The 24,382-nt window shown below is 48.2% G+C and carries 22 protein-coding genes; 8 read left to right on the top strand and 14 right to left on the bottom strand.

The annotated features are described in order from the left end of the window. The first annotated feature begins 103 nt into the window (after nt 1-103). Entirely contained in the window at nt 104-721 is a 618-nt protein-coding gene (locus QZT94_RS08100) for a TetR/AcrR family transcriptional regulator (protein WP_296762477.1), read from the top strand. Between the two features lie 154 nt (nt 722-875). Beyond that, nucleotides 876-1,412 carry a MarR family transcriptional regulator gene (locus tag QZT94_RS08095; protein WP_072510009.1) on the top strand — a complete coding sequence of 179 codons (537 nt, stop codon included), beginning with the start codon at nt 876-878 and terminating at the stop codon, nt 1,410-1,412. A 67-nt stretch (nt 1,413-1,479) separates the two neighbouring features. On the opposite strand, the gene QZT94_RS08090 is transcribed toward QZT94_RS08095, so the two are convergent. The 6 genes from QZT94_RS08090 to QZT94_RS08065 form a co-directional block, all read right to left on the bottom strand. Continuing rightward, the gene (locus QZT94_RS08090) at nt 1,480-3,354 is read right to left on the bottom strand and encodes an ABC-F family ATP-binding cassette domain-containing protein (RefSeq protein WP_296762481.1); all 1,875 of its coding nucleotides are present in this window, start codon (nt 3,352-3,354) and stop codon (nt 1,480-1,482) included. After that, nucleotides 3,351-5,507: a 4-(cytidine 5'-diphospho)-2-C-methyl-D-erythritol kinase gene (gene ispE, locus QZT94_RS08085; RefSeq protein WP_270625104.1), complete on the bottom strand. Its 2,157-nt coding sequence runs from the start codon at nt 5,505-5,507 to the stop codon at nt 3,351-3,353. Before ispE ends, QZT94_RS08090 begins: the two co-directional genes overlap by 4 nt. Nucleotides 5,508-5,519: 12 nt before the next feature. Next, complete coding sequence (locus tag QZT94_RS08080) at nt 5,520-6,605, bottom strand: ubiquitin-like domain-containing protein (RefSeq protein ID WP_296762484.1); 1,086 nt, start codon at nt 6,603-6,605, stop codon at nt 5,520-5,522. Between the two features lie 172 nt (nt 6,606-6,777). Beyond that, nucleotides 6,778-7,713, bottom strand: a complete 936-nt coding sequence (locus QZT94_RS08075) for a TatD family hydrolase (protein ID WP_072510013.1) — start codon at nt 7,711-7,713, stop codon at nt 6,778-6,780. Next, on the bottom strand, nt 7,714-9,165 hold the full coding sequence (locus QZT94_RS08070) for a PAS domain-containing sensor histidine kinase (RefSeq protein ID WP_296762588.1): 1,452 nt from the start codon (nt 9,163-9,165) through the stop codon (nt 7,714-7,716). A 70-nt stretch (nt 9,166-9,235) separates the two neighbouring features. After that, nucleotides 9,236-9,754 (bottom strand): DUF2505 domain-containing protein, encoded by a 519-nt coding sequence (locus QZT94_RS08065; protein WP_072510015.1) that lies wholly within the window; start codon nt 9,752-9,754, stop codon nt 9,236-9,238. Nucleotides 9,755-9,889: 135 nt separating this feature from the next. On the opposite strand from QZT94_RS08065, the gene QZT94_RS08060 reads away from it, so the two are divergent. The 5 genes from QZT94_RS08060 to QZT94_RS08040 all read left to right on the top strand — a co-directional run bounded on the left by QZT94_RS08060 (nt 9,890) and on the right by QZT94_RS08040 (nt 15,011). Continuing rightward, nucleotides 9,890-10,699, top strand: a complete 810-nt coding sequence (locus QZT94_RS08060; RefSeq protein WP_072510016.1) for a hypothetical protein — start codon at nt 9,890-9,892, stop codon at nt 10,697-10,699. 137 nt (nt 10,700-10,836) lie between these two features. Further along, nucleotides 10,837-11,631: a thymidylate synthase gene (locus QZT94_RS08055; RefSeq protein WP_072510017.1), complete on the top strand. Its 795-nt coding sequence runs from the start codon at nt 10,837-10,839 to the stop codon at nt 11,629-11,631. Nucleotides 11,632-11,641: 10 nt separating this feature from the next. After that, on the top strand, nt 11,642-12,166 hold the full coding sequence (locus QZT94_RS08050) for a dihydrofolate reductase (protein WP_072510018.1): 525 nt from the start codon (nt 11,642-11,644) through the stop codon (nt 12,164-12,166). A gap of 68 nt (nt 12,167-12,234) precedes the next feature. Then, a complete protein-coding gene (locus QZT94_RS08045) occupies nt 12,235-14,526 on the top strand; it encodes a YhgE/Pip domain-containing protein (RefSeq protein WP_072510019.1) in 2,292 nt (763 codons plus the stop codon). A 260-nt stretch (nt 14,527-14,786) separates the two neighbouring features. Beyond that, on the top strand, nt 14,787-15,011 hold the full coding sequence (locus QZT94_RS08040; RefSeq protein WP_296762491.1) for a hypothetical protein: 225 nt from the start codon (nt 14,787-14,789) through the stop codon (nt 15,009-15,011). Nucleotides 15,012-15,169: 158 nt separating this feature from the next. Here QZT94_RS08040 and QZT94_RS08035 read toward each other — a convergent pair whose 3' ends face one another. From QZT94_RS08035 to QZT94_RS08000, 8 genes are all read right to left on the bottom strand, one after another. Further along, on the bottom strand, nt 15,170-15,418 hold the full coding sequence (locus QZT94_RS08035; RefSeq protein ID WP_270625091.1) for a hypothetical protein: 249 nt from the start codon (nt 15,416-15,418) through the stop codon (nt 15,170-15,172). Next, nucleotides 15,418-16,089 (bottom strand): hypothetical protein, encoded by a 672-nt coding sequence (locus QZT94_RS08030; RefSeq protein ID WP_072510021.1) that lies wholly within the window; start codon nt 16,087-16,089, stop codon nt 15,418-15,420. Before QZT94_RS08030 ends, QZT94_RS08035 begins: the two co-directional genes overlap by 1 nt. An 816-nt stretch (nt 16,090-16,905) precedes the next feature. Beyond that, nucleotides 16,906-17,808: a ribokinase gene (rbsK, locus tag QZT94_RS08025; RefSeq protein ID WP_072510022.1), complete on the bottom strand. Its 903-nt coding sequence runs from the start codon at nt 17,806-17,808 to the stop codon at nt 16,906-16,908. Then, nucleotides 17,809-18,831 (bottom strand): aldose 1-epimerase family protein, encoded by a 1,023-nt coding sequence (locus QZT94_RS08020; RefSeq protein ID WP_072510023.1) that lies wholly within the window; start codon nt 18,829-18,831, stop codon nt 17,809-17,811. Next, on the bottom strand, nt 18,831-20,234 hold the full coding sequence (fucP, locus tag QZT94_RS08015; protein ID WP_333558156.1) for an L-fucose:H+ symporter permease: 1,404 nt from the start codon (nt 20,232-20,234) through the stop codon (nt 18,831-18,833). The genes QZT94_RS08020 and fucP overlap by 1 nt, the downstream gene beginning before the upstream one ends. After that, a complete protein-coding gene (deoC, locus tag QZT94_RS08010; protein WP_072510024.1) occupies nt 20,234-20,884 on the bottom strand; it encodes a deoxyribose-phosphate aldolase in 651 nt (216 codons plus the stop codon). Before deoC ends, fucP begins: the two co-directional genes overlap by 1 nt. Nucleotides 20,885-20,997: 113 nt before the next feature. Continuing rightward, complete coding sequence (locus tag QZT94_RS08005; protein ID WP_072510025.1) at nt 20,998-21,975, bottom strand: sugar-binding domain-containing protein; 978 nt, start codon at nt 21,973-21,975, stop codon at nt 20,998-21,000. Nucleotides 21,976-22,459: 484 nt separating this feature from the next. Further along, a complete protein-coding gene (locus tag QZT94_RS08000; protein ID WP_072510027.1) occupies nt 22,460-22,783 on the bottom strand; it encodes a hypothetical protein in 324 nt (107 codons plus the stop codon). A 504-nt stretch (nt 22,784-23,287) separates the two neighbouring features. On the opposite strand from QZT94_RS08000, the gene QZT94_RS07995 reads away from it, so the two are divergent. Next, the gene (locus QZT94_RS07995; RefSeq protein WP_296773341.1) at nt 23,288-24,379 is read left to right on the top strand and encodes a phosphotransferase; all 1,092 of its coding nucleotides are present in this window, start codon (nt 23,288-23,290) and stop codon (nt 24,377-24,379) included. Nucleotides 24,380-24,382: the final 3 nt, after the last annotated feature.

Raw genomic sequence — 24,382 nt, 5'->3', positions numbered from 1 at the left:
CTGCCCTATTTCTCCCCTTATTTCCTGATACCAGCCCAGAAGAGGAAAGCCTCCGCAAGAAAAACAAAAATGCAATGATAGAGGGGTGAGTAAGAAACGGCGAATGAGCGGAATTGAACGGCGGGAACAACTGATTGGTGTGGCCAGATCCATATTTGCAGAAAAGGGATTTGAGGCTACTTCCATGGAGGAGATTAGCGCGAAAGCAAAAGTTTCCAAACCGGTAGTTTATGAGCATTTCGGAGGCAAAGAAGGACTCTATGCGGTGATTGTAGACCGTGAAGTCCAACAGCTAGTTTCCGCCATTATCGGGGTGCTAGAGCAATCCCAGTCACCGCGAGCTATGGCAGAGGGAGCAGCACTTGCGCTGCTAGACTACATTGACACCCATACTGACGGATTCCGGATTTTGGTGCGTGATTCGCCCGCCTCCCAGTCTCGAGGCTCTTATTACTCGGTGATAGGGGACGTGGCTCAAAAAGTTGAGGCTCTATTAGCAGAGCACTTCCGAGACAGTGGCTTTCATGCCGATTGGGCACCGATGTATGCCCACATGATGGTGGGATTGGTCTCCCAAGTGGGACAATGGTGGCTTGATGAACGCAAACCTTCTAAACAAGAGGTAGCTGCACATATTGTTAATCTGGTCTGGTATGATCTGTCCGGAATGCGCAAAGATCCGCATTTGGTGACCGATTCTGCGAAGAAACTAGCTAGTTAGCCATTCCAGGCAGAGCAATCTCGCTCTCTAGGAGGCTATCTTCGGAACGCTTCTATCGATAAATCTTACCCACCCCAGGTAAAGCTAGAGCTAAGAGGATAGAGGTCGGCGGGAAACAATAGACCGTTCTCGCCACTTCCAGTAAACTTGGCTTGTGCTTGCAGAAAACTACCCCACCGAGGCTACTGACGAAGTAGACCGCATCATTTTAGCCTGGCAGATTGAACGCCCTGACCTTGATGTTTCCCCAATGGAAGTGTACTCGCGGGTAGCGCGCCTGGCACGCCATCTTGATTTGGCTCGTAAAGAGGCTTTCAGCGCCCAGGGGATGGAACCTTGGGAGTTCGATGTACTTTCGGTACTGCGCCGTGCCGCCTCGCCCTATTCCCTAACCCCGGGCACATTACTGCAAGAACTGCTGGTTTCTTCCGGAACTATGACCAACCGGATTGACCGTTTAGAAAAGAAAGGCTTGGTTAAGCGCACTCCCTCTCCGCATGATCGCCGGGCGGTATTGGTAACCCTAACCGATTTGGGGGTTACCCGGGTTGATTCGGCTCTCAAAGAGCTACTGATGAGGGAGTCTGAGCTACTAGCTCCCCTGGACGAGGACGAGCGGAAAACCCTTTCGGCTTTGCTGCGCCAGCTACTACTGCCCTTTGAGGGTACACCGGTGCGTCCTCTGCGCTAAGCACCTGCCTTCCCTACCCCACCCAATTACCGAAGCAGCTATTTTCCCCGTACGCTGAGCAGGTTAGCTAGTCTAGAATCTCGCTAAGACGCAGCCAGGTTTCTTCCAGTTCTTCTTCGTTAGCAACTAGCTGTGTACGAAGTTTATTTAGTTCTTGCAGGTGAAGCAAGCCTTGAGGGCTGCTATCGGCTGCACTTTCACTTAGCTGCTCATCAAGAGCTGCTAGTTGGGTTTGTACCTTGTCAAGTTTCTTTTCAATCGCCGACAGCTCTTTGCGGGTGCGATAAATCTCAGCCCCGCTTTTCTTAGGGGGTTTCGAGGAGGCTAAATTACCCTCGCCTTCGCTCTTTTTCTGCTCTCCCACACCATTACTAGCTACCCCGTCTGATTGCCGGGCAGCGCGCATTTGTAGATACTGCTCCACCCCTCCCGGTAACGCCGCCAAGGTTCCATCAGCCAGCAGCGCTACCTGCGAATCTGTTACCCGTTGCAGCAGGTATCGGTCATGGCTAACCACTATCAAGGTGCCGGGGAATGAATCTAAAAGATCTTCCAGTTTCGCCAATGTGTCGGTATCTAAATCATTAGTTGGCTCATCTAAAATTAAAACATTAGGTTCGGCTAGCAGCTGAGTAGCTATCTGTAGGCGGCGCATTTCCCCACCCGATAGTTCGCTTACCCTTGTCCAGGCGCGTTCTTTTGAAAACCCCAGTTTCTCAACCAGTTTCGTGGCGGTGATTTCTTTTTCTCCCCAAATAATCCGCTCTTTTATCTGCGAGATTGCTTCCACTACTCTAAGGTCGGGGTTCATCTGTCCGATTTGAGGCAACTGCGCCAAGGTTGCGAGCTGCACGGTTTTCCCCCGTTTGATTTTTCCACTTGTAGGGGTGAGTTCTCCGCTCATTATTTTCAGTAATGTCGATTTACCAGCCCCATTAACGCCGATTACTCCTACGCGCTGCCCTGGGTTTAATCGCCAGGTCACCTGGTTTAAGATATTTCGCGTCGATTCGGGATAAGAAAATGAAACATCTTCGAGTTCAATGACTCGTTTCCCTAAACGCACTGAAGCTAAGCGCACAAGTTCTACACTGTCCCTTAAGGGCGGAACGTCACTGATTAAGGCCTCGGCCGCCTCAATACGGAATTTTGGTTTTGAGGTACGAGCCGGAGCCCCTCGCCGCAGCCAGGCTAGCTCTTTGCGTAACTGATTTTGACGTTTTTCTTCCGCCACTTCGGCTTGCCGGGCTCTCTCCATCCGAGCCAGCACATAGGCCGCGTATGAACCGTCATATTCTTCAATATGTCCCGGTATTTGCGGACGACCGTTTCCTGAATCTGCGCCTGGAACCACCTCCCAAATCCGGTTGCAGACCGCATCGAGAAACCAACGATCATGGGTAATAACCACTAAAGCTCCTTTTCCCGAGCTGAAACGGTTATTCAGATATTTAGCTAGCCAAGCTACGCCCTCGACATCTAAATGGTTAGTGGGTTCATCTAAAGCAAGAATCGGCGCATCTTGCCCTAAAGTTCGTGCAAGCACTACCCGGCGCGCCTGTCCCCCTGAAAGTTCCCCACAGCTAGTCTCCATGTCCACATCGGACAATAATCCTTGGTCTATGGCTCGCAAATGAGGTTGAGATGCCCACTGATAGTCAGGAATATCTGCATGAACCGCCTGTTTAACACTTAAAGCGGAATCTAGAGTTTCCTGTTGTGACATGGCAGCAAAACTGATACCGGGCGCATAGGTTACGCTACCGCTATCTGGCTGCTGCTCACCACTGAGCAGACGAAGCAGGGTGGATTTGCCGGCTCCATTTGGTCCGAGAATACCAATCCGGTCAGCGGGGAAAAGGCTTATGGTTACTCCCGCCAAGAGTCGGCGCGGCCCTGCCAACGCGGATACGTCTTTAGTTCCAGCTAGGAAAGTTTTCACGCTAACCAATGCTCTCTATCTAGGGGACAGGCGGGGGTCGAAAAAGTAAGCGGCAGAGCATAGGAGACGGTATCTAGTTTCGCTAGTTCTACTGCCAGGGCGCGCGCGTGCGAATCGGTTTGTACTAAAGCAATCACGGTAGGTCCAGACCCAGAAATAAAAGCCACCGCTCCCTGTTGTTTGGCAACTTCTAGGGTTAGTGCCAGCTGCGGCATGAGTTTGATTGCTGGATTTTGCAAATCATTTTGAATCAGCTGCGCAAGAGCCGGCAAGTCTGCCTGATAGAGAGCTTGAAGCAGGGAATTTAATTCCGCCAAATTCGGTAATTTTTGCCGGAGACAATCACTTTTATCGTATTGCCTAAATACTGCGGGGGTAGCAAGGGTGTTAGGAGAAACCGCGGCGACTACCGACAGGGAGTTCGCTGGCGGAAGCGGGGTAATCCGGTCTCCGTAGCGGTCTGCAAAACAGGTTCCCCCATAGAGCCCAAATGGCACATCTGCCCCTAGTTTTGCCCCAATTTCAGCTAATTGGTGACGAGAAATCCCGGCAGCTAAAACCTGGTTAGAAGCCAGCAGGGCCGCAGCCGCATCGGCTGAACCCCCTGCCATACCCCCGGCTACCGGCACTTGTTTCTCGATACTGATTTTTGCTCCCCCCTGGTAGCCACACTGCTCCGCTACCAGCAAAAAAGCGCGGGTTGCGAGGTTATTTTGTACCGCCAACCCGGTTAGTGCTTGTTGGTCGCGGTCAGGACTATAACCAACCGCTCCCTCAGGAGCATCGAATTTTATGTCAATATCGAGACCTTGTTCTTGTAAGCTAACTGTTACTTTCTCACGCAGATTAACCGCTTGAAACAGAGTAGACAGGGGATGGTAGCCATCATTTGCCCTGGTAGCTGCCAAAAATAGGTTGATTTTGCCGTTGCTTACCGCTTGGGCTTGCCTGGCAGAGGCAGTTTCGGCAGCTGGAAGGCTTGGCTTTGAGGGCGCAGCGGGCGCGGACGCGGGAACGCTGTTTTCTTCCCGCTCTAGGGTAGTTATATTGATACCGGTCTTATCCGGGATAATCGGAGTTTTTTCCACTCTGGATTCTAAAACGGAGCGTAGCTTGGCAAGTGCCACAAAGTTGCGAATAGTTAAGGTTTCTGCCCGACCGGTCGGGGCAATTCCCGCGGCGCGCAATAGGGGCGTTACTGCGAGAGGAGCTGCCCAAGTTTTCAATGAAGAACGCAGCATTTTCCGCCTTGACGCAAAGGCGCAATCAATGAGTTCAAAGACTAATTCCCGTTGCCTGCGCTCTGATTCTTGCGTGGTGAGTGTTTTTTCTAAGTGTCGGCTGATTTCTTTTTCACTGCTGAGGTAGCTTTTTTGCTTATCATCTTGAAAGTAAAGATTGTCGCTAGGAGCGCGAACGATTTCTACCAGCGCGGAGTCTACATTGGGCTGGGGATAAAACACTCGCCGCGAAATATCGGATTTCATGCGCGCCTTACCATACCAGGCGATTTTAACGCTGGGAACCCCATAAACTTTACTGCCCGGCGGGGCGCTAAGACGCACAGCTACCTCTTTTTGCACCATTACCAGCGCTCTTTTTAAGGAGGGAAAAACTGCAAATAGATGCAATAGCACCGGAACTGCCACGTTATAGGGAAGATTTGAAACCAGAATTTCGGGCAAAAAAGCCTTGCCAGGGTGATGCTCGCTTTCTGTCTGCCCGCTAGCTCGCCGTGCATCTAGCTCTTTGCCCCCCTCACCTGCGCTCTCTGACAGAGCCACTAAGTTCTCTAAATCTGAGGGGACTAGCTTCAAAGCGTCTTTATTTACCAGGTAGGCTCGCTCTAGAGATTGAGGAGCGTGACTAGCAATCGTTGCCGGCAAAAAAGCAGCCAAGCGAGAATCAATCTCGCAGGCAGCCACATTCGCCCCGACCTCTAAAAGCCCCAGGGTAAGAGATCCGAGTCCCGGTCCGACCTCCAGAACCTGCTCCCCTGCTTTCACCCCTGCTTCGCGCACAATTTTACGGATTGCACTGGGTTCGGTAACAAAGTTTTGTCCTAACTGTTTCGTAGGACGAATATCCAGCCTCTTACAGAGCTGGCTGACCGCATTAGGGGTCAAAAGCGTAACCGGAGGGTTTTTTTCCACCCCCCTAGCTTACTAGTACCAGCCTATACGTTCAGAATGATTCCAGGCTTCACAGGGACTGCCGTAGCGTCCTTGAATATAGCCGAGTCCCCACTCGATTTGAGTGGCAGGATTAGTACGCCAATCCGCACCCGCAGATGCCATCTTGTTTGCTGGCAGCGACTGAGGAATACCGTACGCTCCCGAGCTGCGATTTCTCGCTGAAGCATTCCACCCTGATTCCCGATTCCACAGTTTAACTAGGCAGGTAAACTGCCCCTCGGACCAGCCACGGGCAATAACTTTTTGGTGGGCGATTTCTTGCGCCTGTCCGGCGGGAACTACCGGTCCATAATTGGTGTCACCAGAATTATCTGCCGGTCCGAATCGCACAATTTTTGGTTCTGCCTTTACCAGGGTAGTTACCTGTTCAGCAGACTGAAAACTGACGCTGCCATCAACTTTTTCTACAAAAGTAGTTTTTGCGGTAACGCCCTGTTTTCCTTCGTTTTCTACAATCTCTTCTCCGGGTTGCAAAGTCTTGTCTTCTACTTTTTTAACTTCCGGGGCAGATTTTTCTTCCTTTTTCTCTATGCCCCGTTGCACCCGCGCGACTTTAATGGTTGCCGTATTTTGACTGCTTTGTTCAACGGTGACTCTATCTAGGTTCGACAGTTTGATACCTGCTGCTTGGGCTGCTGTTCGCGGGTCTGAACCCGGTTTATAGACTCCTTTAACCTCGGCATTGTCTACCCGGAAAGTTGTCTGCAATACTGGAGCATCATGGTGGGCAGTTTTCCAAGTAACCTGGGCATTTTTTGTTTCTTGGAGGACGACTGGGCGAGCGTGGACTATTTTGATTTTTTGGTTTCGGGAGATTTTTGTATCCAGGGCGGGACTCACTTGATCATATTTACCCACTTTAATTCCCATATCGGAAACCACTTGTTCAACTGTGCGATTGGTAGTTTGCATTTGACGGGTAGCGTCATCAACGGTGACGGCTACGCTTTTATATTCACTGGCTACCGCCGCTAATCCTCCCAGGACGATAGCTGTGCATATCCCGGCGAAAATGGCTGTTAGCTTCACCTGGTTGCGCCGATGTTTTCTGCTCACGTATACCCTCGCTGCACTAGATGGTAACCCTGGGAAATAAAACCCCCAATCAGAAATAACTGTAACCTGATTGTTACCAAATAGCTACCTGTTCGATATATTTCCTTAGTGGAATAAAACACCACCAGTCTACCTCGCACAATAGACTTTGTGAATAGATATTAACGTCCCGCTAATCTAGCGCCGTTACCGCCTGTCCATACACCTCACGAGTATTACTAAGTAGCTGGCTCACCAGTTCAGGTTCGCTTTTATCGGTGATTTCTGCCAGCTTTCGCACCGTCCAGGCAAGCATATAGGAAGCATTCGGCTGCCCCCGGTGCGGATGCGGAGTTAAATAGGGCGCATCGGTTTCCACCAGCAATAGCGAAGCTGGTATCTTTCGGGCAGCATCGCGCTGCCACTCGTTCGCATTATAGGTGACCGGCCCGGCAATAGAGGCATACCACCCCTGCTCTGCCAGTACCTGAGCCATTTCTTTGTCTCCACTAAAACAGTGGAAAACCGTACGCTCGGGAGCGCCCTCTTCCATTAAAATCCGAATAGTGTCGGCATGAGCCTCCCGGTCATGAATCTGCAATGGTAGATTCAGCTCTTTAGCCAGGGAGATATGCATTCTAAAAGCCTGCTGTTGCGCAGATTTTCCCTGCGCAGAAGTGCGAAAATAATCCAATCCGCTCTCGCCTATCGCAACCGCCTTGTCGCAGCCTTTTACCTGCTCATAAACTTCAGCTATCGCCTGTTCTAAGGAATAGTTTTCATGCCAAGGCTTCAGTGAATAGGTTTGCCCATCGGGCGCTTTAGCTACCACTTTCGCGTGCAAAGCGGCCTCATTCGGGTGAATAGCAAGCGCGCAAAATACCTGGGGATGCTGCTCAGTTAATCGCACTGTAGGCGCAAGCTCATCGATTTGACAGCCTGAAGTAATCAAGGCGCTAACCCCTACAGTTTTCGCCCTCTCCAGTTGTTCATCTAGACTCAGCCGTAGTCCCTCTACCAGGGGAATCTGTTCTTCCCACAGTGGCAAGTGGGTATGATTATCAACTATTTTGCCCGCCAAAGAGCTGGGCAGGTCTGGCCAGCCACGCCGTCTACGTGATTTCCCCATTTATCTAACGTCCTCCTCAATGCGGGCATGGATATGCACCTTCGTACCGCCCTCCTCGGGACAACTCCAATCAATAGAACCCTTAAGATTTGCACGTACCAGAGTGCGCACAATATGGGTTCCCAGTCCGCTAAGCGGTTTATCTTCTAAACCACTACCATTATCGCGCACCCAAACATCGAGCTCACTGCGTTCACGTTTAGCCTCTAAAACCACTTTCCCATCACGATTTGCCAAACCGTGCTCAACCGCATTAGCAACCAGTTCTGAAATCACCACTGCCAGTACCAAAGCTGTCTCGGCATCAATCATTCCGAAACTACCAACAAACTCAGTATCAACTTCTTGATCGGTTGCCGCCATTGCCGCCGACATTCTAAGTAGGCGAGAAATCATTTCGTCAAAATCTACGGTTTCACTGACCGTTTGCGATAGCTCTTCATGAACACGCGCAATCGAGGCAACCCGCCGTTCTGCCTCCCCTAAGGCTGTTTTAACCTCTTGAGAATCGGAACGACGAACCTGCAGACGCAAAAGCGCACAAACAGTTTGCAGATTGTTTTTCACCCGATGATGAATCTCGCGAATCGTAGCATCTTTGCTCATCAATTCGCGTTCGCGTCTACGCACCTCAGTAACATCTCTACACAACAAAAGTGCCCCCATTCGCTCGCCAGACTGCTCTAAAGGCAACGAACGTAAAGAAACAATACCCGAGGGCGACTCCACTTCTGCCAGCCAATACGCTTTCCCCATTACCACCACCGGCAAGGTTTCATCGACCTGGCATTGATCTTGAACCACCTCGGTTATTAGCTCAGCGAGAACCGCCCCGATAACCTCTTCCCGAACTCCCAAGCGACGTAGACAAGAGCGCGCATTGGGAGTCAAATCCAGCACTCTGCCCTCTGCGTCCAAATTAATCGCGCCATCAATCAGGCGCGGCATCCCGTGAGTAGTAGCTGCCGGCAGAGAAGCAGCCGGAAAACTACCTTGAGAAATCATTTCACAAAGCATATTCGCGGTTTTATGAAACCACTGTTCTTGCTGTTCAAAAACACGCAAAGACTGAATATTAACCTCTACAGTGAGGGCAGCAATTACCCGAGAGTCGTGACGAACCGGAACCGCATTGGCGATTACCGAATAAGAACCTGCCCAGCGCACTTCCGGAGTGGTAGGCTGCGAATCCGGAGCAAAGGCAGATTTAAGCATTCTGGAGCGCGTTGGCGAAGCCGTAAGCCCCACCACGTCATCAAGGTGGATAGTAAAACCAGATCCCGGACGGGTATGGGCAATCGCTACATACCGCCCCTGGTCATCTGGAATCCACAAAATCAAATCGGCACTGCCAATATCAGCTAAAACCTGCCAATCGCCCACCAACATATGCAGATGGTCGCTATCACTGTCCGATAAATCCTGACCGTACCGGCGAATCAGTTCCCTCATCCCGCTCACGGTTACCAGTCTATGCTAGGAGCGACATCGGCAAGTTATGAGGTATCCCTGAACGGAAATTCTATTGAGCGCTACTTTGCAGCCAACTTGCCGCTGCGTCCTCTTCCGCGCTAGCTAACAATTGCATCCGGGAGAGAATTTCCCGCTCAACTTTACCGCCGATAAACGGCAATTTGACTTCCAGTTTTCCCGAGAGGTGACGTACGGTTTCCTGCCGGTTATTTTCTGGATACTTCAGCTGACTATCTGCTTTGATTGTTACTGGAATACTAGCGATATTCACCTGAAAACTGCCTTCAGCTATTAGAGGAACAGCCGGATTATCCACCCAGGTTTCCACTATTTCTATTGCTAACTCTTCTGGAAGCAAGTGGGCATATCTTCCAAGTTCTTGCCAGGCGCGAGCTTTAAGGGTCGCCCGTGAAATATAAATACCCGAATCTGCTTTTTCAAGTTCCACCTCGCCAAGAAAAGCCGGGATTTGCCTGAAGCGAAACTTTAGAAAATCCGGATTGGTAAGCATCGCCCAAACCAGCTCTGGAGAGGACGGATACTGAATTTCCAGCTGAAAGTCACGCAAGCTATCTCCCTTTCTTTGGAGGCTCTGACACCGTTTAGGCTCGCTGTTAAACGCCCTGGAGACTAACCTAAAAGTATTAAGCAGTATTGATTGTATCCAGTTTTGACCATCTAGTCTGCCAGGAGTGAAAACAAAATGTTCAAGCGCCCAGATTTCAAACGCTTTCAGCCTCACCCGCGTTTGCCAAAAGAGCAGATAGCTACCACCGTCAAAGAGGTACTGCCTAAAATACGCCAGGCTTCAGACTTTGGACAAGTGCTAGATGCGGTACTGGATATTCCCAACGAACACATCGACAACAAGCTGTTAAAACTGGTAAACACCTACCCGAAAGCAGATGTTGCGCAGCTTGAAACCATTTTGACCAAGCAATATATCACTCGCACCGCCTACGCTTCCTCGGCAGTAGGAGCCGGAGCGGCAATACCGGGAGCTGGTACCGGGGTAGCTTTAGGGCTTACTGCCGGCGAGCTTGCTACCTACGCCTTGCAGACTACCACCTATATTTTGGCCGTTAGCCGTTTGCATGGTTTTCGCCCTGCCGACCGGGAAAAACGCCGCACCCTGATATTGTCTAGTCTCCTGGGAGAAGAGGGCGCTCGGATTGTATCCGATCAGTTGGGATTACGTTCTCTTAGTTGGGCACGCTCGTCCTTGAAAAACCTTTCCTCCCCCACAATAAGTCAGGTAAATAAGGCATTAATGAAGTATGCTTCAAAGAAACTCGCACATCGCAGCGCTGGCCGCATTGCCGGACGTCTTATTCCTTTTGGAATCGGAGCCGGGGTTGGATATTTATCTGGGAAAGCGGTCGCCAAACGGACAGTAGCGGGCGTACAAGCAGCTTTAGGGCAAATCCGGAACCTTTCCGCACAGGAATTTATGGTTGAGCTAGCACCGGTTATCAACATTGAAAGCCAGATAAAAGCTAGCGCCGGGCAGTAAAACTACCCCTACCAACCAGCTATTCCCAGCTTTATCCATTCTGCCTAAGTACTACCTGCGGCGAATACTCAGGCTTGGCGATCGAGCCGGATAGATTGCCGTTAAAATATGGGGTAACACTAGCGAAAGGTGAGGGCGTGTTAGATACACAATATGAAGATTTACTGCAAAAAATCTTAGAGAGCGGAAACCAAAAGGAAGATAGAACCGGCACCGGAACTCGTTCACTTTTTGGCGCTCAATTGCGCTATGACCTCTCAAAATCATTCCCCTTGATTACCACCAAAAGAGTTTTTATGCGCGGAGTCGCCGAGGAGCTTTTCTGGTTCTTATCGGGAAGCTCCAGTGTAAAACCGTTACAGGAAAAAAACGTTCATATTTGGGATGATTGGGCGAACGAAGAGGGCGAACTAGGACCGGTCTACGGAGTGCAATGGCGTTCTTGGCCAAGTAGACAAGGAAATATCGACCAAATCGAAAAACTGCTTTCTGCTCTAAAACAAGACCCGTCCTCTAGGCGGCTACTGGTATCTGCTTGGAACGTATCGGAACTGGACAAAATGGCTCTTGCCCCCTGTCACCTGCTATTCCAAGCATATGTAGCGTCTGGTCGTCTATCGTTGCAAGTCTACCAACGCTCTTGCGATATGTTCCTGGGCGTTCCTTTTAATATCGCCTCCTATTCTTTACTAACTCATATGTTGGCTCAGCAAAGCGGATTAGAAGTTGGTGAATTGATTTGGACAGGCGGGGATTGCCATATTTATAACAACCATATCCAGCAGGTTAAAGAACAGCTTGCTCGCCGTCCTTATCCTTTCCCCACTTTGCATTTACGCCCCGCAGACTCCTTATTCAGCTACACCTGGGAAGATGTACAGGTTGAGAATTATCAGCACCACCCCACGATTAAAGCCCCGATAGCAGTTTAGGAGACAGCAAATGCATATTGGCATGATTTGGGCGCAGGCAGCCCATCGAGTTATCGGAGACGGTCGGGGAATGCTTTGGCACGTCCCCGCTGATTTCAAGCATTTTAAAACCACCACCATGGGCAGCCCTATTATTATGGGGCGGCGTTCCTTTGAAGCCTTGGGTAAAAAGCCTTTGCCTGGGCGCTTAAATATCGTATTGACTTCGCAGGAAAGCTATCAGGCAAAGGGCGCATCTCTTGCTTTTTCGCTATCCGAGGCTTTGACCCTAGCTAAGGATTCGGGCGCTGAGCGCTGCTGGATTACCGGAGGGGCGCGCCTATACACCGAAGGTATGGAAATAGCTGATGAACTCGTAGTTACCTACCTAGATTTAGATGTAGGAGACAGTGAGGATTTTGCTCGCGCTCCCCTAATTTCCCCCGCTATTTGGAAAAAAGATTCACTGCGTTCTGACAGTGAGTTTCGCCCTATTTCGGGAGATTGTCGCTGGCAGGTTACCTACTACGAACGAGCAGAAAACCCCAGCAATTAGCACCATTCGATACACCGGTGTATCGTAATCTTTTGGTAAAGATTTCATCAGTAAAGTCCGGAGGTACTATGGGAAAGAAATACCGTTGGAACACTCTTTCCAACATAGTGGTAGTCATAGGTGTCCTGATTATCCCCCTAATGTATTCCGGTCTGTTTACCTGGGCATACGAGGATCCAATGGAACGGGTAGGGACCTTAAAAGCAGCGGTCGTAAACCTCGATTCCCCGGCAGAAGCTAACACTGGCGAAAAAACCCGAACTATCGACCTCGGCAAAAGTCTAGAAAACGAACTTTACAAAGAGGACGCCCCCGGGTTTGACTGGACAAAGTCCTCGCTATCACAGGCAAAAACCGGGCTAAAAGATGGAACCTACAAGGCAGCCCTGATAATCCCTAATGATTTATCTAGCTCGTTTGCAAATCTTGCCAACCCGGAAAACAAAGTACCTACCAAGAAAGCTCGGCTGGAGCTGCGTACCGATGACTCGGTGAATTACCTACAGGGCACGATGGCGGTATCAGCTGCATCTGCCCTGCAAGCTGCCCTATCTCAACAGGGAGCTGCCGGATATATTGACCAACTATTACTATCAACCGGAACTCTAAAAGAGGGTTTTCTAGATGCCAGCTCCGGTGCCGGAAAACTTGCCGAGGGCGGAAAACAATTAGGGGACGGCGCTGATACTTTAGTGGCAGGACTAGGAGAACTCGCCGATGGGAGCGTTAAAATCCGCAATGGCGCGCTAGTGCTTCGAGACGGGGTGAGCGCCTATACCGGCGGAGTATCTACTTTAAGCTCTGGACTTGGTCAGCTAAATGCCAATATGCCCAAGTTAGCGGCAGGTGCACAACAAGTTGATGGCGGAGTCGATCAAATCCACCAGCAGGTTTCCGCTATTCAACCTGAGGTTTCCCAATTGGTTAAGAAAGGAAATGACCTAGTTGATTTGCTAGCGCCGCTAGCTAATTCAGACGTTGATGCTGCACAAATTGCAAAGTTTTTAACCAAATTTAAAGGAGTGGTTACCGCTTGTGCTCAGGTTCCTCCAGCTGCGCTGCCCACAGTTCCCCAGTGCAAATTATTGTCTGATATGGCCAAGCAGCAAGGTTTAACCCTGCAACAGCTAGCGGAAAAAATCACGAAAGCCCAAGACCTCCTTGGAATGGCAAATAAACTCTCCCAGCTCAATCCTCAAGAAATCAAACAGAAACTAAACACCGCTGACCAGGGAATAAAAGAACTGAGCCGACAGACTGCCCTTACCCCTGCTTCCCAAAACGGAAAAAATAAGCCAACCTTAAAAGATGGCACATTTGCGCTCGCTAACGGATTAGCTCAAGCAGAAAAAGGAGTTAATAAACTAGCTTCCGGCGCTGCCACCTTAGATAAGAATTCGGCTCAACTACAGCAAGGAACAGGTGCTCTAACTGGCGGTCTTAACTCGCTATCACAGGGAGCGAAAAAAGCTTCCGATGGTGGAAAACAGCTCTCTGTCGGTATAGACCAACTTGGCGAGGGAGCCTCAAACCTCCAAGACGGTCTCCGCAGCGGAGCCGAGCAGATTCCCGAGGTCAGCAGCACTCAAGCGGATAAAGTTTCTAAATCTGCCAGCACAGTTGCAGATGTTAAATCCGTGCGCGAAAACTCCGTCAGTAACAACGGTGCCGGATTTGCCCCGTTCTTTATGGCTTTGTGTCTATGGATTGGGGGAATCGCTATTTTCTTGATTTTCCCGGCATTGGATTTACGACGTCACCCTCAGGAAAGCTTCTGGCGTTGCGGTTTCCGTTCTATGTCAATAGGCGCGCTATTTGGGGCACTTCAAGCAGTTACGGTAGTGACCGGTTTGCAACTGTTCTTAAAGATAAATCCTCATAATTTCGTGGCATTGATTCTGATTTCAGTATTAGCCTCTATCGGATATGTAGCAGTAAACCAAGCTTGCGTAGCCGGTTTGGGCTATAGAGGACGCGCCCTTTCAGTAATCTTATTGTGTTTACAGATAACCTCTACCGGGGCAACTTTCCCAGTAGAAACCGCTCCGAAGTTCTTCCAGTTCCTCAGCCCGCTATTCCCAATGACCCACGTGGCACGCACGATTCGCGCGGCTATTGCCGGCGGGGAACTACATTTGGGCAAAGCACTCGTGGTTTTGGCGATTTGGACAGTGATTTCTTGGCTGGTTACTTTCATATCTGCTGCGCGTCGCAAGGGTCAGCGCCCTATGCCCTACGACCCCGCGCTTACTTTCAAGAAAGTTCCACTCGTCTCCTCCCCCTTGGGTGGGGATTCCAACAACAATGTGGAAGATTTTGATCAATATACTCGCCAGGCCAAGGAAAACCAGAGCAGCTAGCCTCATCAATCCCTGGTCATACCCCGGTCTTTTCATTTACCTTAAGGCGAACAAATCTCGCAAAAGTATCAATGAAAACCTCGCAAACATATAAGCAAAAACCTCGCAAAAGTATCAACAAAATTCTCGCAAAAGTATCAATATAGCTGTTAGAAGCGATATTTATTTCGATATCGGTTCGAGACATTCGCACCTACGCGGAGCAAATTGACGCTAACTGTTTTGGCTACCGGGACGAATCAGATCTAGAAGTAGATATTTTGCTTGAGTTTGATGATGGAAACTGGGCAGGTCTTGAGGTAAAACTTGGAGAATCAGATAGCGTTATTTCTGCTGCCGAGAATAACCTTCTCCGTTTGCGGAACAGCAGAATGGTTACTCCCCCAGATTTCCTAGCCATCATAACCGGAGGCACTTCCGGGTATACCCTACCTAGCGGTGTACACGTGATTCCCCTAAGCGCCTTGGGTCCCATCCGCGATTAATGGACTAATTCCCATTCAGGTATCAACCCGACAGTATCCCCTACTGCGTCAAATGTGGCAAAGCCCCGAGAGCCGTTCAACCGTCTACTCGGGGCTTTGCCTAAAATGAGTGCTTATTTTCAGTGGTTACCTGATTGGTGAATATAAAAAAGTTACGACTATTTCTGCTGAGATATTTTTTCTTTAATTTTAAATACAGAAATGCTAATAACCAGAATCAACAATTCAAGAAAATATGTAGCTAAAAACTCTTTTGGAACAGCTGATATCCCCTGAAATATCCAATCGATACCACTCATGTAAAACGCTAGGGGAAGCGGTACAGATAAAATAATTAGAATGCTTATTGCTAGAGCTTTTGCGAAGCTAGGTTCGCCCATTCGCGTTTTCTTGACAGATTTCATCACTACCAAACTTCCTTGATGGCACATTTTCCTGCCTGAAAAGCAATCTGACCAGGTAATCCTCCTGGAAGTGCTTTACTTGCAATCACTTTAATTACATAAGAAGCGACTTTCTTACCTAAAAACTTTTTAAGATTTCGATGCATCACAGATGAGGCAACTTTCCATTTGCGTGATTTTAATGCCTTACGAACTTCTTGATTAAAAGCCCGTTTTAACACATCCAATCCATAGGACTTTGCTAACCCGTTTCCTATACAGTTGGCAAATGTCCCCCAACTCCGAGTCTGTATAGCAGGAATTACTAAGTCATCGTACGCTCCCTCGTTTCCATAGAACTCAAAGCCTTTTTCTATCTCCTTTAACAAGGCAATTGTTTCTAAATCATCAGTTCCATAAAAACTGATATCTTCTCGTGAGGGAGATGAATACGACGGCTTTAGATTCTTGACGTTACTTGTTTGGTTTTTAGTCTCCAAATCGAATAATGAATTCTCATTTTCCTGAGTAATCACAGAAGCACAGTTTGCAACACTCGGTGTATGGGTATTTACGATAACCTGATCTTTGGGATACGGTACGGTCTCACTTGCGAATGCTGGTGCGCTAAAACCGGTAAAAAGTAAAGAAACCGATAATGGTAACACCGTCATGGCTGCAATGTTTCTTTTCATTTTTTGCTCCTGTCGTGTTGGGTCATTTTCTACCGCGCGGCAGTAAAACAAATAGTATCAAGAAGCGGAATAAAACCAGTACGCAGCACTTCCGGGTATACCCTACCTAGCGGTATACACGTGATTCCCCTAAGCGCCTTGGGCCCCATCCGCGATTAACTGGCTAATACCTATTTGAGGCTTTGTTACTCCCCACGCTTATCGGGTGACAAAGTTAAAAAGCATATGCCAGGCAATTGATAAATATCGTGATAGCAGGGGAAATCGTGTAGATTTTCGATGAGAACTACCGGTTCGCGGAATTTGTGAAATCTAACTACAGATTCTAAAGATTTCCAACTACATTTTCCGCTTCCCGTAGATCTCGTAGCCACCTGCATATATCTGCTTCAGTTCCTTTATCAGGAATTAATCACGCAAACCGCGCACACTGAGACATTGATTTTATCTGTTCAACAGACGTTAGAGAACAAACCATTTCAAGCTGCTCACACACCATCCGAACCACGTAATCCTTAAAATCGTGCGAACACCTCTTACTCATATCCCTAACCCTCTCAAAATAGGCAGAAATAAAACCCCATGCACTTGAGCAGGATTCGACCTCTCCGCACGCAATCAACTCAGTAAAAATAGCGTGATGCCCTTCCTCTAAATAGAGGAAGGGCATCCAAGAGTAGCAGCAGATTGATAAAAATACCCCTGCCTCATACCCTCATAATTCTAACGTTGTCTGTGCCGACCACTACTAAAAGTAGTGTAACTACTAAATAAGCCCAGTAGCTACGTGATTACCAGGTAGACACGCAAATGATATTAGCTAAATTTCAGCTCCTTTGCTGTTGCATAGGAGGTTTGCGTTCCTCGTTTAGTTACCGCATCACCTGCATAAATATTTGCCTTGCGAATCGAGTCTGCTATATCACCGCTCTGAGTCCAGCTGTGAGAAAAACATCCAATAAAAGCATCACCTGCTCCGGTGGTATCCAGTGCTCGGGAGGAAGTACCCGCAATCAACTGCTCCCCCGAATCGCTAATCCACAAAGCTCCGCGAGCCCCTAAAGTAACAATTACATTTGGAATTCCAGATCGCATAAGTACTTGACCGGCGGCGCGGATATCTTCCTCGGTATCTACCGGCATTCCGGTTAGTAAAGACAGTTCACTCTCATTCGGTACTATAAACTCTACGTCTTTTACCCGTTCCAACGATAAGGAAGGATCAGCTGGTGCTGGGTTCAGCAGAATGGGGATACCTAATTCCTTTCCTAATTGTATAGTTGAATATACCGTTTCTAACGGAATTTCCAGCTGCATCACAATCAATTTACATTTGGCAATTTGTGCCCTAGCACTTTCTACATCATCAGGAGTTAGGAATGCATTTGCACCCTTCACGATGATTATTGAGTTACGGGATTGGGGATCTACAAAAATTGGGGCAACTCCCGAGGTAGCCTCAGTGCGTAAAACAAAATCTGTATCTATCCCATTCTCGGCGAAATTTCTGATGGTGTTGTCTGCAAACATATCGTTACCCACCCTGGTAACCATCAAAATCTTTGAGCCTAATCGAGAAGCAGCTACGGCTTGGTTCGCACCCTTACCGCCACAGCCCATACAAAAATCCGGGGCTTCTACGGTCTCACCTTCACGCGGCATTCGATTTATATAGGAGATTAAATCAACCATATTAGAGCCAACTACTGCAATATCCATTTATTTCTCCTTTATCCCAGTGGTTACCTTGAAATTGCGAACTTCTCCCGGAGCAAGTTCAATCAATGTTCCAGCTTTACGAGCTGCTTCACGCCCTTCTGGACGCGAGGTGCCGGGAAGCGCAAACGCAGCAACTTTTTGATCTGCGTTGTGCAATATCCAGCGCGTAACCACTGGGAAACTCTCAGTGCTAAAACGGGTTTCAAATACCGTTCCATTCTGGCTATCCAATTCTATAATCGCTTCTTTAGTCATTTCATCGACTGCATCAGCGAAATAAACGATCTCCGGATCGAACTCTTCGGCTCCTTCCAAGGAATTAGCATCTCGATTACCGGCTCTAATATCTGCATTTATTTTCAACCAATTTTCGGTTGGTTTAACGTGCGCAGGTACTGATTCACGCAGTTTGAAGGCCTCTACAGGCAAGTTTTGTGTTATTTTTCCGTTTGTCACAAACGCATAGTTCATGTGGCACATATATTGCAGAGGCATTGACGCATACTTAGACAAGTTTTGCACTCGCAGTTCAATGTCAAACATAGATGAATCCTGGCGCAAAGTCACAGCCGGATTGGCTAAGTAGTGATTCCCGAAGCCTTTCAAATACTCGCAGCAAGAAACTACACGAATAGCATCATTTGAAACGATTAATTTTGCCGAGTCCATGGGCGCGCACGCAAATTCTCCATGCAAAGGGTGATTGTCGCCTTCGCCGGGACAACCGGCAGCGAGCAGTCCCGAATGAAAAGCAAAGCACCCGTAGGTATCCTCAATTAGGGTCGCAGGTTTTGGCTCAGAAAACATACTTTCCATACGTAGGCTGTGCCCGCAAAAATTTGCATCCCATATGATTTGCCCCATGAACGGCAAAATCTCAACGTACCCGAGCGAATTATGGATGGTAAGTGAAGCAACTCCTGACGAATAGGTTTTCGCGGTTACCGACCATTGCTCTGAATGAAGTATTTCTGTCTCTAGCGGTGTAAAAAGAGATTTTGTTAAATTAATTTCGTATTGCATTAGATTTCAGCCTTTTGAGAAGTCTTGTAAGAGAAATAGAAGTACATGAATACCGCACCGAAGCAAAAGAGATTCACAGCAAAAGATACTTGCATTGAACCGGTAAGGTCAGAAACTAGCCCCTGTACTGCGGGGATAACTGCACCACCAATAATCGACATAACAATTATTGCTCCGCCAGTTTCTGTATAACGCTTATCTTTTACTGAGTCTAATGTGCGTGAGTAAATAGTTGCCCAACACGGTCCGAACAGGAACGACACCAATACCGCAGCATAAACTGCCGTCATATTGGGAACTAGGATTACATATACTAGCGCCCCCAATCCACAAACAGAATAACCAACGAGGACGAGGTCTTGATTGAATCGAGTCATCAAGATATTTGCCAATAATTTACCCAAGAAGAATCCGATGAACGAAAAAATCATGAAGTTCGAGGCGGTTCTTTCATTAAGACCGTGATCTAGTTGTAAGGCAAGTCGAATAGTAAAAGACCAGACCGCAGTCTGCATACCGACATAAAGAAACTGGGTCAGGATACCAGCTTTAAATCTGCGATTTCCAGCTAAGTATTTCAGAGTCTCGAACACAGTTGCCTTTGTGGTCTCTTTTGCCTTGGTAACTGTTGGTTTACACTTTGGAAACTGTGTAATCATCACTAGAACCAACATCACTAGCAAAATCATTATGATTACCCGGTAGGGATGCAAGGTACGTTGAAGCATTTCCCGAGCAAATTGTTGCGACTCGTCCGCCGAAAGGTTGGCCATCTGATTATGAAGCGCAGCACCTTCGGAAAAAATCAAGTACTTGCCCAACAAAATTCCCCCGATAGATCCCAGAGGATAGAAAGTTTGGGAAATATTTAGTCGCAGCGTGGAATATTTTTTCGGTCCAATCATAGAGGAGTAAGTATTACAGGAGGTCTCTAAGAACGATAACCCTATTGCGATTGCAAATAGAGATAGTAGGAAAACTGAATATGTTGCCATGCGGGAGGCCGGGAAAAACATCGAGCAACCGATTATATAAACACTTAGACCAACCATGATTCCTACTTTGTAGGATGTAGAGCGGATTACTCGGGAGGCGGGGATAGCAATAATGAAATACCCACCGTAGAATGCCGACTGCACAAAAGCGGAAGCAAAGTCAGAAAGTGTGAAAACTGATTTAAACTGCGTAATTAAAATATCATTGAGACTTGCAGCTATCCCCCACATAGGGAAGCAAATCGATAATAAGAGATACTGAAAAATAGGTGTTCGCGATAGGTATCCATCGGATAATTGCAATGCATTATCCTTTATCAGTCCTAAAGTGTTATTTGTTTGTCCTTGGGGAGTGTTTCGCTCCGGCATTAATTGATTCTTCGGTGAGTTTTTTACATCTGTACTCATCAGTTCTCTCCCAACAGTTTAATTCCGGCAGAGGCACCAATACGATTAGCTCCTGCCGAGATCATTTCATCCATGGAAGAGGAGGTTCGGATGCCTCCAGATGCTTTCACGCCCATTTTTGAGCCAACAGTTTTGCGCATAAGCTCTACTGCGTGCGTACTGGCACCGGATTGTGAGAAACCCGTGGAAGTTTTTACAAAGTCTGCGCCCGCCTCTTGTGCACATTCACATGCTTGCACAATTTCTTCATCGGTAAGTAAGCAGGTTTCCAAGATGACCTTCACTAATACTTCGGCACCCGCTGCTTGGACTACAGCAGCGATATCCCGCTGAACTGTGCACCAATCTCCGTCTTTGATTGCCCCCAGGTCTACCACCATGTCGACCTCTTGCGCACCGTCCGAAATTGCTTGGGCAGTCTCGATTTTTTTCACCTCTGTGCAATGCGCTCCGGAGGGAAATCCGATTACAGTACATACTTTAATATCACTACCAGAAAGCTCACGCTTCGCCAGTGAAACCCTATTAGGGCTTACACACACTGACCAGAAGCCAGCAGCCTTAGCCTCATCGCAAAGCTTTCTGATTGCTTCGGTCGTAGCATCCGGGGCAAGCAGGGTATGATCGATTAATTTTGCTTTAGTGGTCATATCTACGTCTCCTTCGACTTCGTGCAAGTTACTGATTGACTTGTCACTGGTTTCACGCTACTTTGCGAGCTATGCATTCACACCAAATTATTGGCACATATGTGCCATTTTAGTTATTTCCCCTTTTTCTTTTGAGTCAAGGCATATAGCATGCGTGCCGTTGCCGTGTCTATTACCAACCGGTTAGCATACCCCCGAATCAATGCGGCATTGATTGCACAGAGCTTATCGGCTCCTCCCGCTAAAAGGATTTTTTGCTCACTGTGCCGCAAATCTGGAAGAGAAATTCCCAGAGTGCGATTGTTGAGATCTGGCAGGCAGACTCGACCATCTGAGTCAATAAAGTGTGAACATACCTCACCCACTGAGTGCGCAGCTAAAAATTCTCTTTCATCCTTACTAATTAACGGACTGTGCAACAGGTTTCCCTCTGAACTAACTGACCCAACTGAATAAAGAACGATTCGTGCTCGGCGCGCAAGCTCCATTGCTCTACTTACAGTCCCTTCTCTTTCAATCGTCAGCTTCGCACCGGCAGATTCCATAACTATTGGATAGCCCATCATATGCACCTCTGCCTTTAAAGATTGTCGTAACTCCCGGAAACTGTTTCGCGTAGATAAATCCATGGATGGCATTTTCAAATCGCCCCCCAATTGCACTACGGTAACCCGCTGTAAATCTAGCGTGCGCAGACTTGCGGTCAATGACTGAATAGTTCGCGACCAGTAAACCCCAACCGTGTCACCATCGCGTACAAGATTCATGAATAGGTCTGCCCCCGCTTTTCCTAGAGCCTTGCGAATATCAACATCGCGCCTTCTAGGTGGCGAAACCAAACGTACTTCATCAAGTGAAAAGACGGAGCGGAGGGCATCAATCAATTCTCTGTCTTGCTCGCGTGGATCCTCTATATTGATTTTTACGAACCCGCGCCCCTTAGCATATGTAAGTAGTTTAGAAACATTCGGTCGGGAAATATGCATTATATCTGCGACTTCACTTTGGGATAACCCACTATAGTAAAGCTTAGCCACGTCCAGAGATTGCCGATCCCTGCGGGTCATTCCCAAACGATCTTTAACTACCATAGAACTATCTAACAGCCTGACACCCACTCTAACTAAACCTAAAGGTCGTTGTGAATTATCTTTTTTGGTTACTTGAGGGGATTGTTTTACACCTAGGAAGTATTCGCGTAAACATAGGGAGTCTGCTGTCGGATTGGTGTATTAGCAGCTTCGGGGTGCTCCTAGTGTTTGGAGAGCGACATTTATTAGTAGTAGCGGAATGGGCTTGGCAATTATTTCCTCGCTGCGTAACGTAAGCCAAGATAAGACGTTTACCTCAGGAAACCACGCCCCTAAAAAGTAATGAAATTATAGGTATTAACCCAGATTTTAAAGCTCACATCAGCTATTTTGTGAAAGAACTCGACCGTCTCGCGATAACACGATTGCACTTATTAACCACTACCGCAATTCTTTCTGGCTCGACTTTATTTGCCGGGAAATGAGCGAACGCACGGTTAAACATAAGCACGGAAAGGTTTTTCTTATTAGGTAGTAAGAGGAGCTACCCAATCATGAAGGAACGTGTAAGGCTGATAGCACCGGCAGCGCCGATGCCACCCAAGATAACGATTCCGGCGAGGGTGCCGGCGCCGCCCATACGGTCAATCGCGGAGAGATTGTTGGCCGCATAAGCTGTAGCATCAACATCGTTAGCAGCTAGGTTTCCGCTAACCTCGGTCGTGCGAGCCTGAATCTGAACGGAAGTCTGAACACCATCATTGGACAGCCCCTCGGCAGCCTGAGCGGTGAGGACACCAGCTGGAATCAAAGCAGCAGCAGCGATTCCGCAAGCAGCTATCTTCTTGATTGAAGCCTTGTTGTTCATTTCAGTCTCCCTCACGACTTGAATTCTTTCTTGTTGGTATCAATCTTACCACCCGGTTAGATGAAAGCAAGCTAATAGCCCTTATTTTTACGTGACGTGCGCCACAATTGCCAAAAACTTATATAGCGGAAACTATAAAAACAAGTGTCTTTACCGCTTCAACCAGGGAATATAAAGATTTTTTTATTTAGCACAATATTTTATCCCCAATACTTACCACCTGGTAAGTATTGGGGATAACCGCCAAATTTCCCTTAAAAACACCTACCTCATGACCGTTATCTAATAACTTTTTCATCACTTCAAATCTTTTCGTGCCCTACCTCATAGAGATTCTACTTTCGTCAATCATTACTCCCACTAAGCACCAACCCCAACCAAAAACAGCACCCCCGTAAGCCACTCCCAATAAAAAAACGAGCCCGAAAACCTCAAAAAATCCGATTAGCGCTTCACTTAAACCCCGAAATCCTCCCAGCTTGATAACCTAAAACAGTGAATGACATGGACAATTTTCTACCTCTAGCGGCTATGGCATCCGCCGCGATGCCCGAGACTGACTTTATTTCCCTTTCTTCTCCACATTTTGAAACCGAAGAAATGCGAGTATGCGCAGTTAAAGACACTGCCGAACGCAAATGGTTAGTCACTTGCCCAACTTCTAGCCACCTAGATAAACAACTGCAAACTCAAACCCGAATCATGCGGGTTCTCTCACACGATGGAGCCCGCCTCCCCTTCTCAGTGCCCTGGCCAGCGCACTCGGTACGAATAGTAGGAGGAAAACACGCCCTCATACATCCCGCATTCTCGGGTAGACCCGCGCAAGCAGAGGACTTCACAATATCGGAAAAACTCGCTATCTCCCTAGGTACTGCCCTCGCTTCCCTACATGACCTACCCGCCCGGATTTTACAGAGCGCCGATTGCCCTATTTTCACCGCCGACCAGATTCGCCGCCGTTGGCTTCACCTCTTAGACGAGGGTGCAACCACGCGCGCCATCCCCCCACGTCTTTGGCAACGCTGGGAGGAACGTTTAGAAGATACTTCCCTATGGAATTTTTCGCCAGCCTTCATTCACAATGACCTATTAGAACAACACCTATATATAGAGGACGCAACCATCAGCGGTATCACCGGATTTGGACAAGCCCAAATTGGCGACCCTGCCCGCGACCTCGCCTGGGTAGTTTCCTCCTCTTCAGATGACTTCGCAACCTGGGTATTAGCTACCTATCGAAAACTCCGGCTAGTTGAAGACCCAAAGTTTACAACCCGCATAGAACTCCACTCCGAGCTGGTACTTCTAGAGTGGCTACTGCATGGAGTCCACGAAAACAATGACGAAATCATAGGCGATGCCCGCGAGTTAATTTCTCAACTAGCCGATACTTTGGACGCAACCGGGTTACTGCCGGCTCTGCGCGAGGACGCCCTCCCAAAAACAACCGCTAGGACGAGTCAGACCGACACCCCTAATGCTGACCGGGAAGAAACCAACAACCAGGACTCACCTACCCTTGCGGATTCGCAGGGCGAGGAGGAGCTAAATACCGATTCCCCGGATAATCAGAGCGAAAATGACCAACCCTAGCAG

Source organism: Varibaculum sp. (assembly GCF_008661855.1).
Lineage (GTDB): Bacteria > Actinomycetota > Actinomycetes > Actinomycetales > Actinomycetaceae > Varibaculum > Varibaculum timonense_A.
The sequence above is the reverse complement of the archived record's forward strand: the minus strand, read 5'-3'. Positions and strand labels throughout refer to the sequence as shown.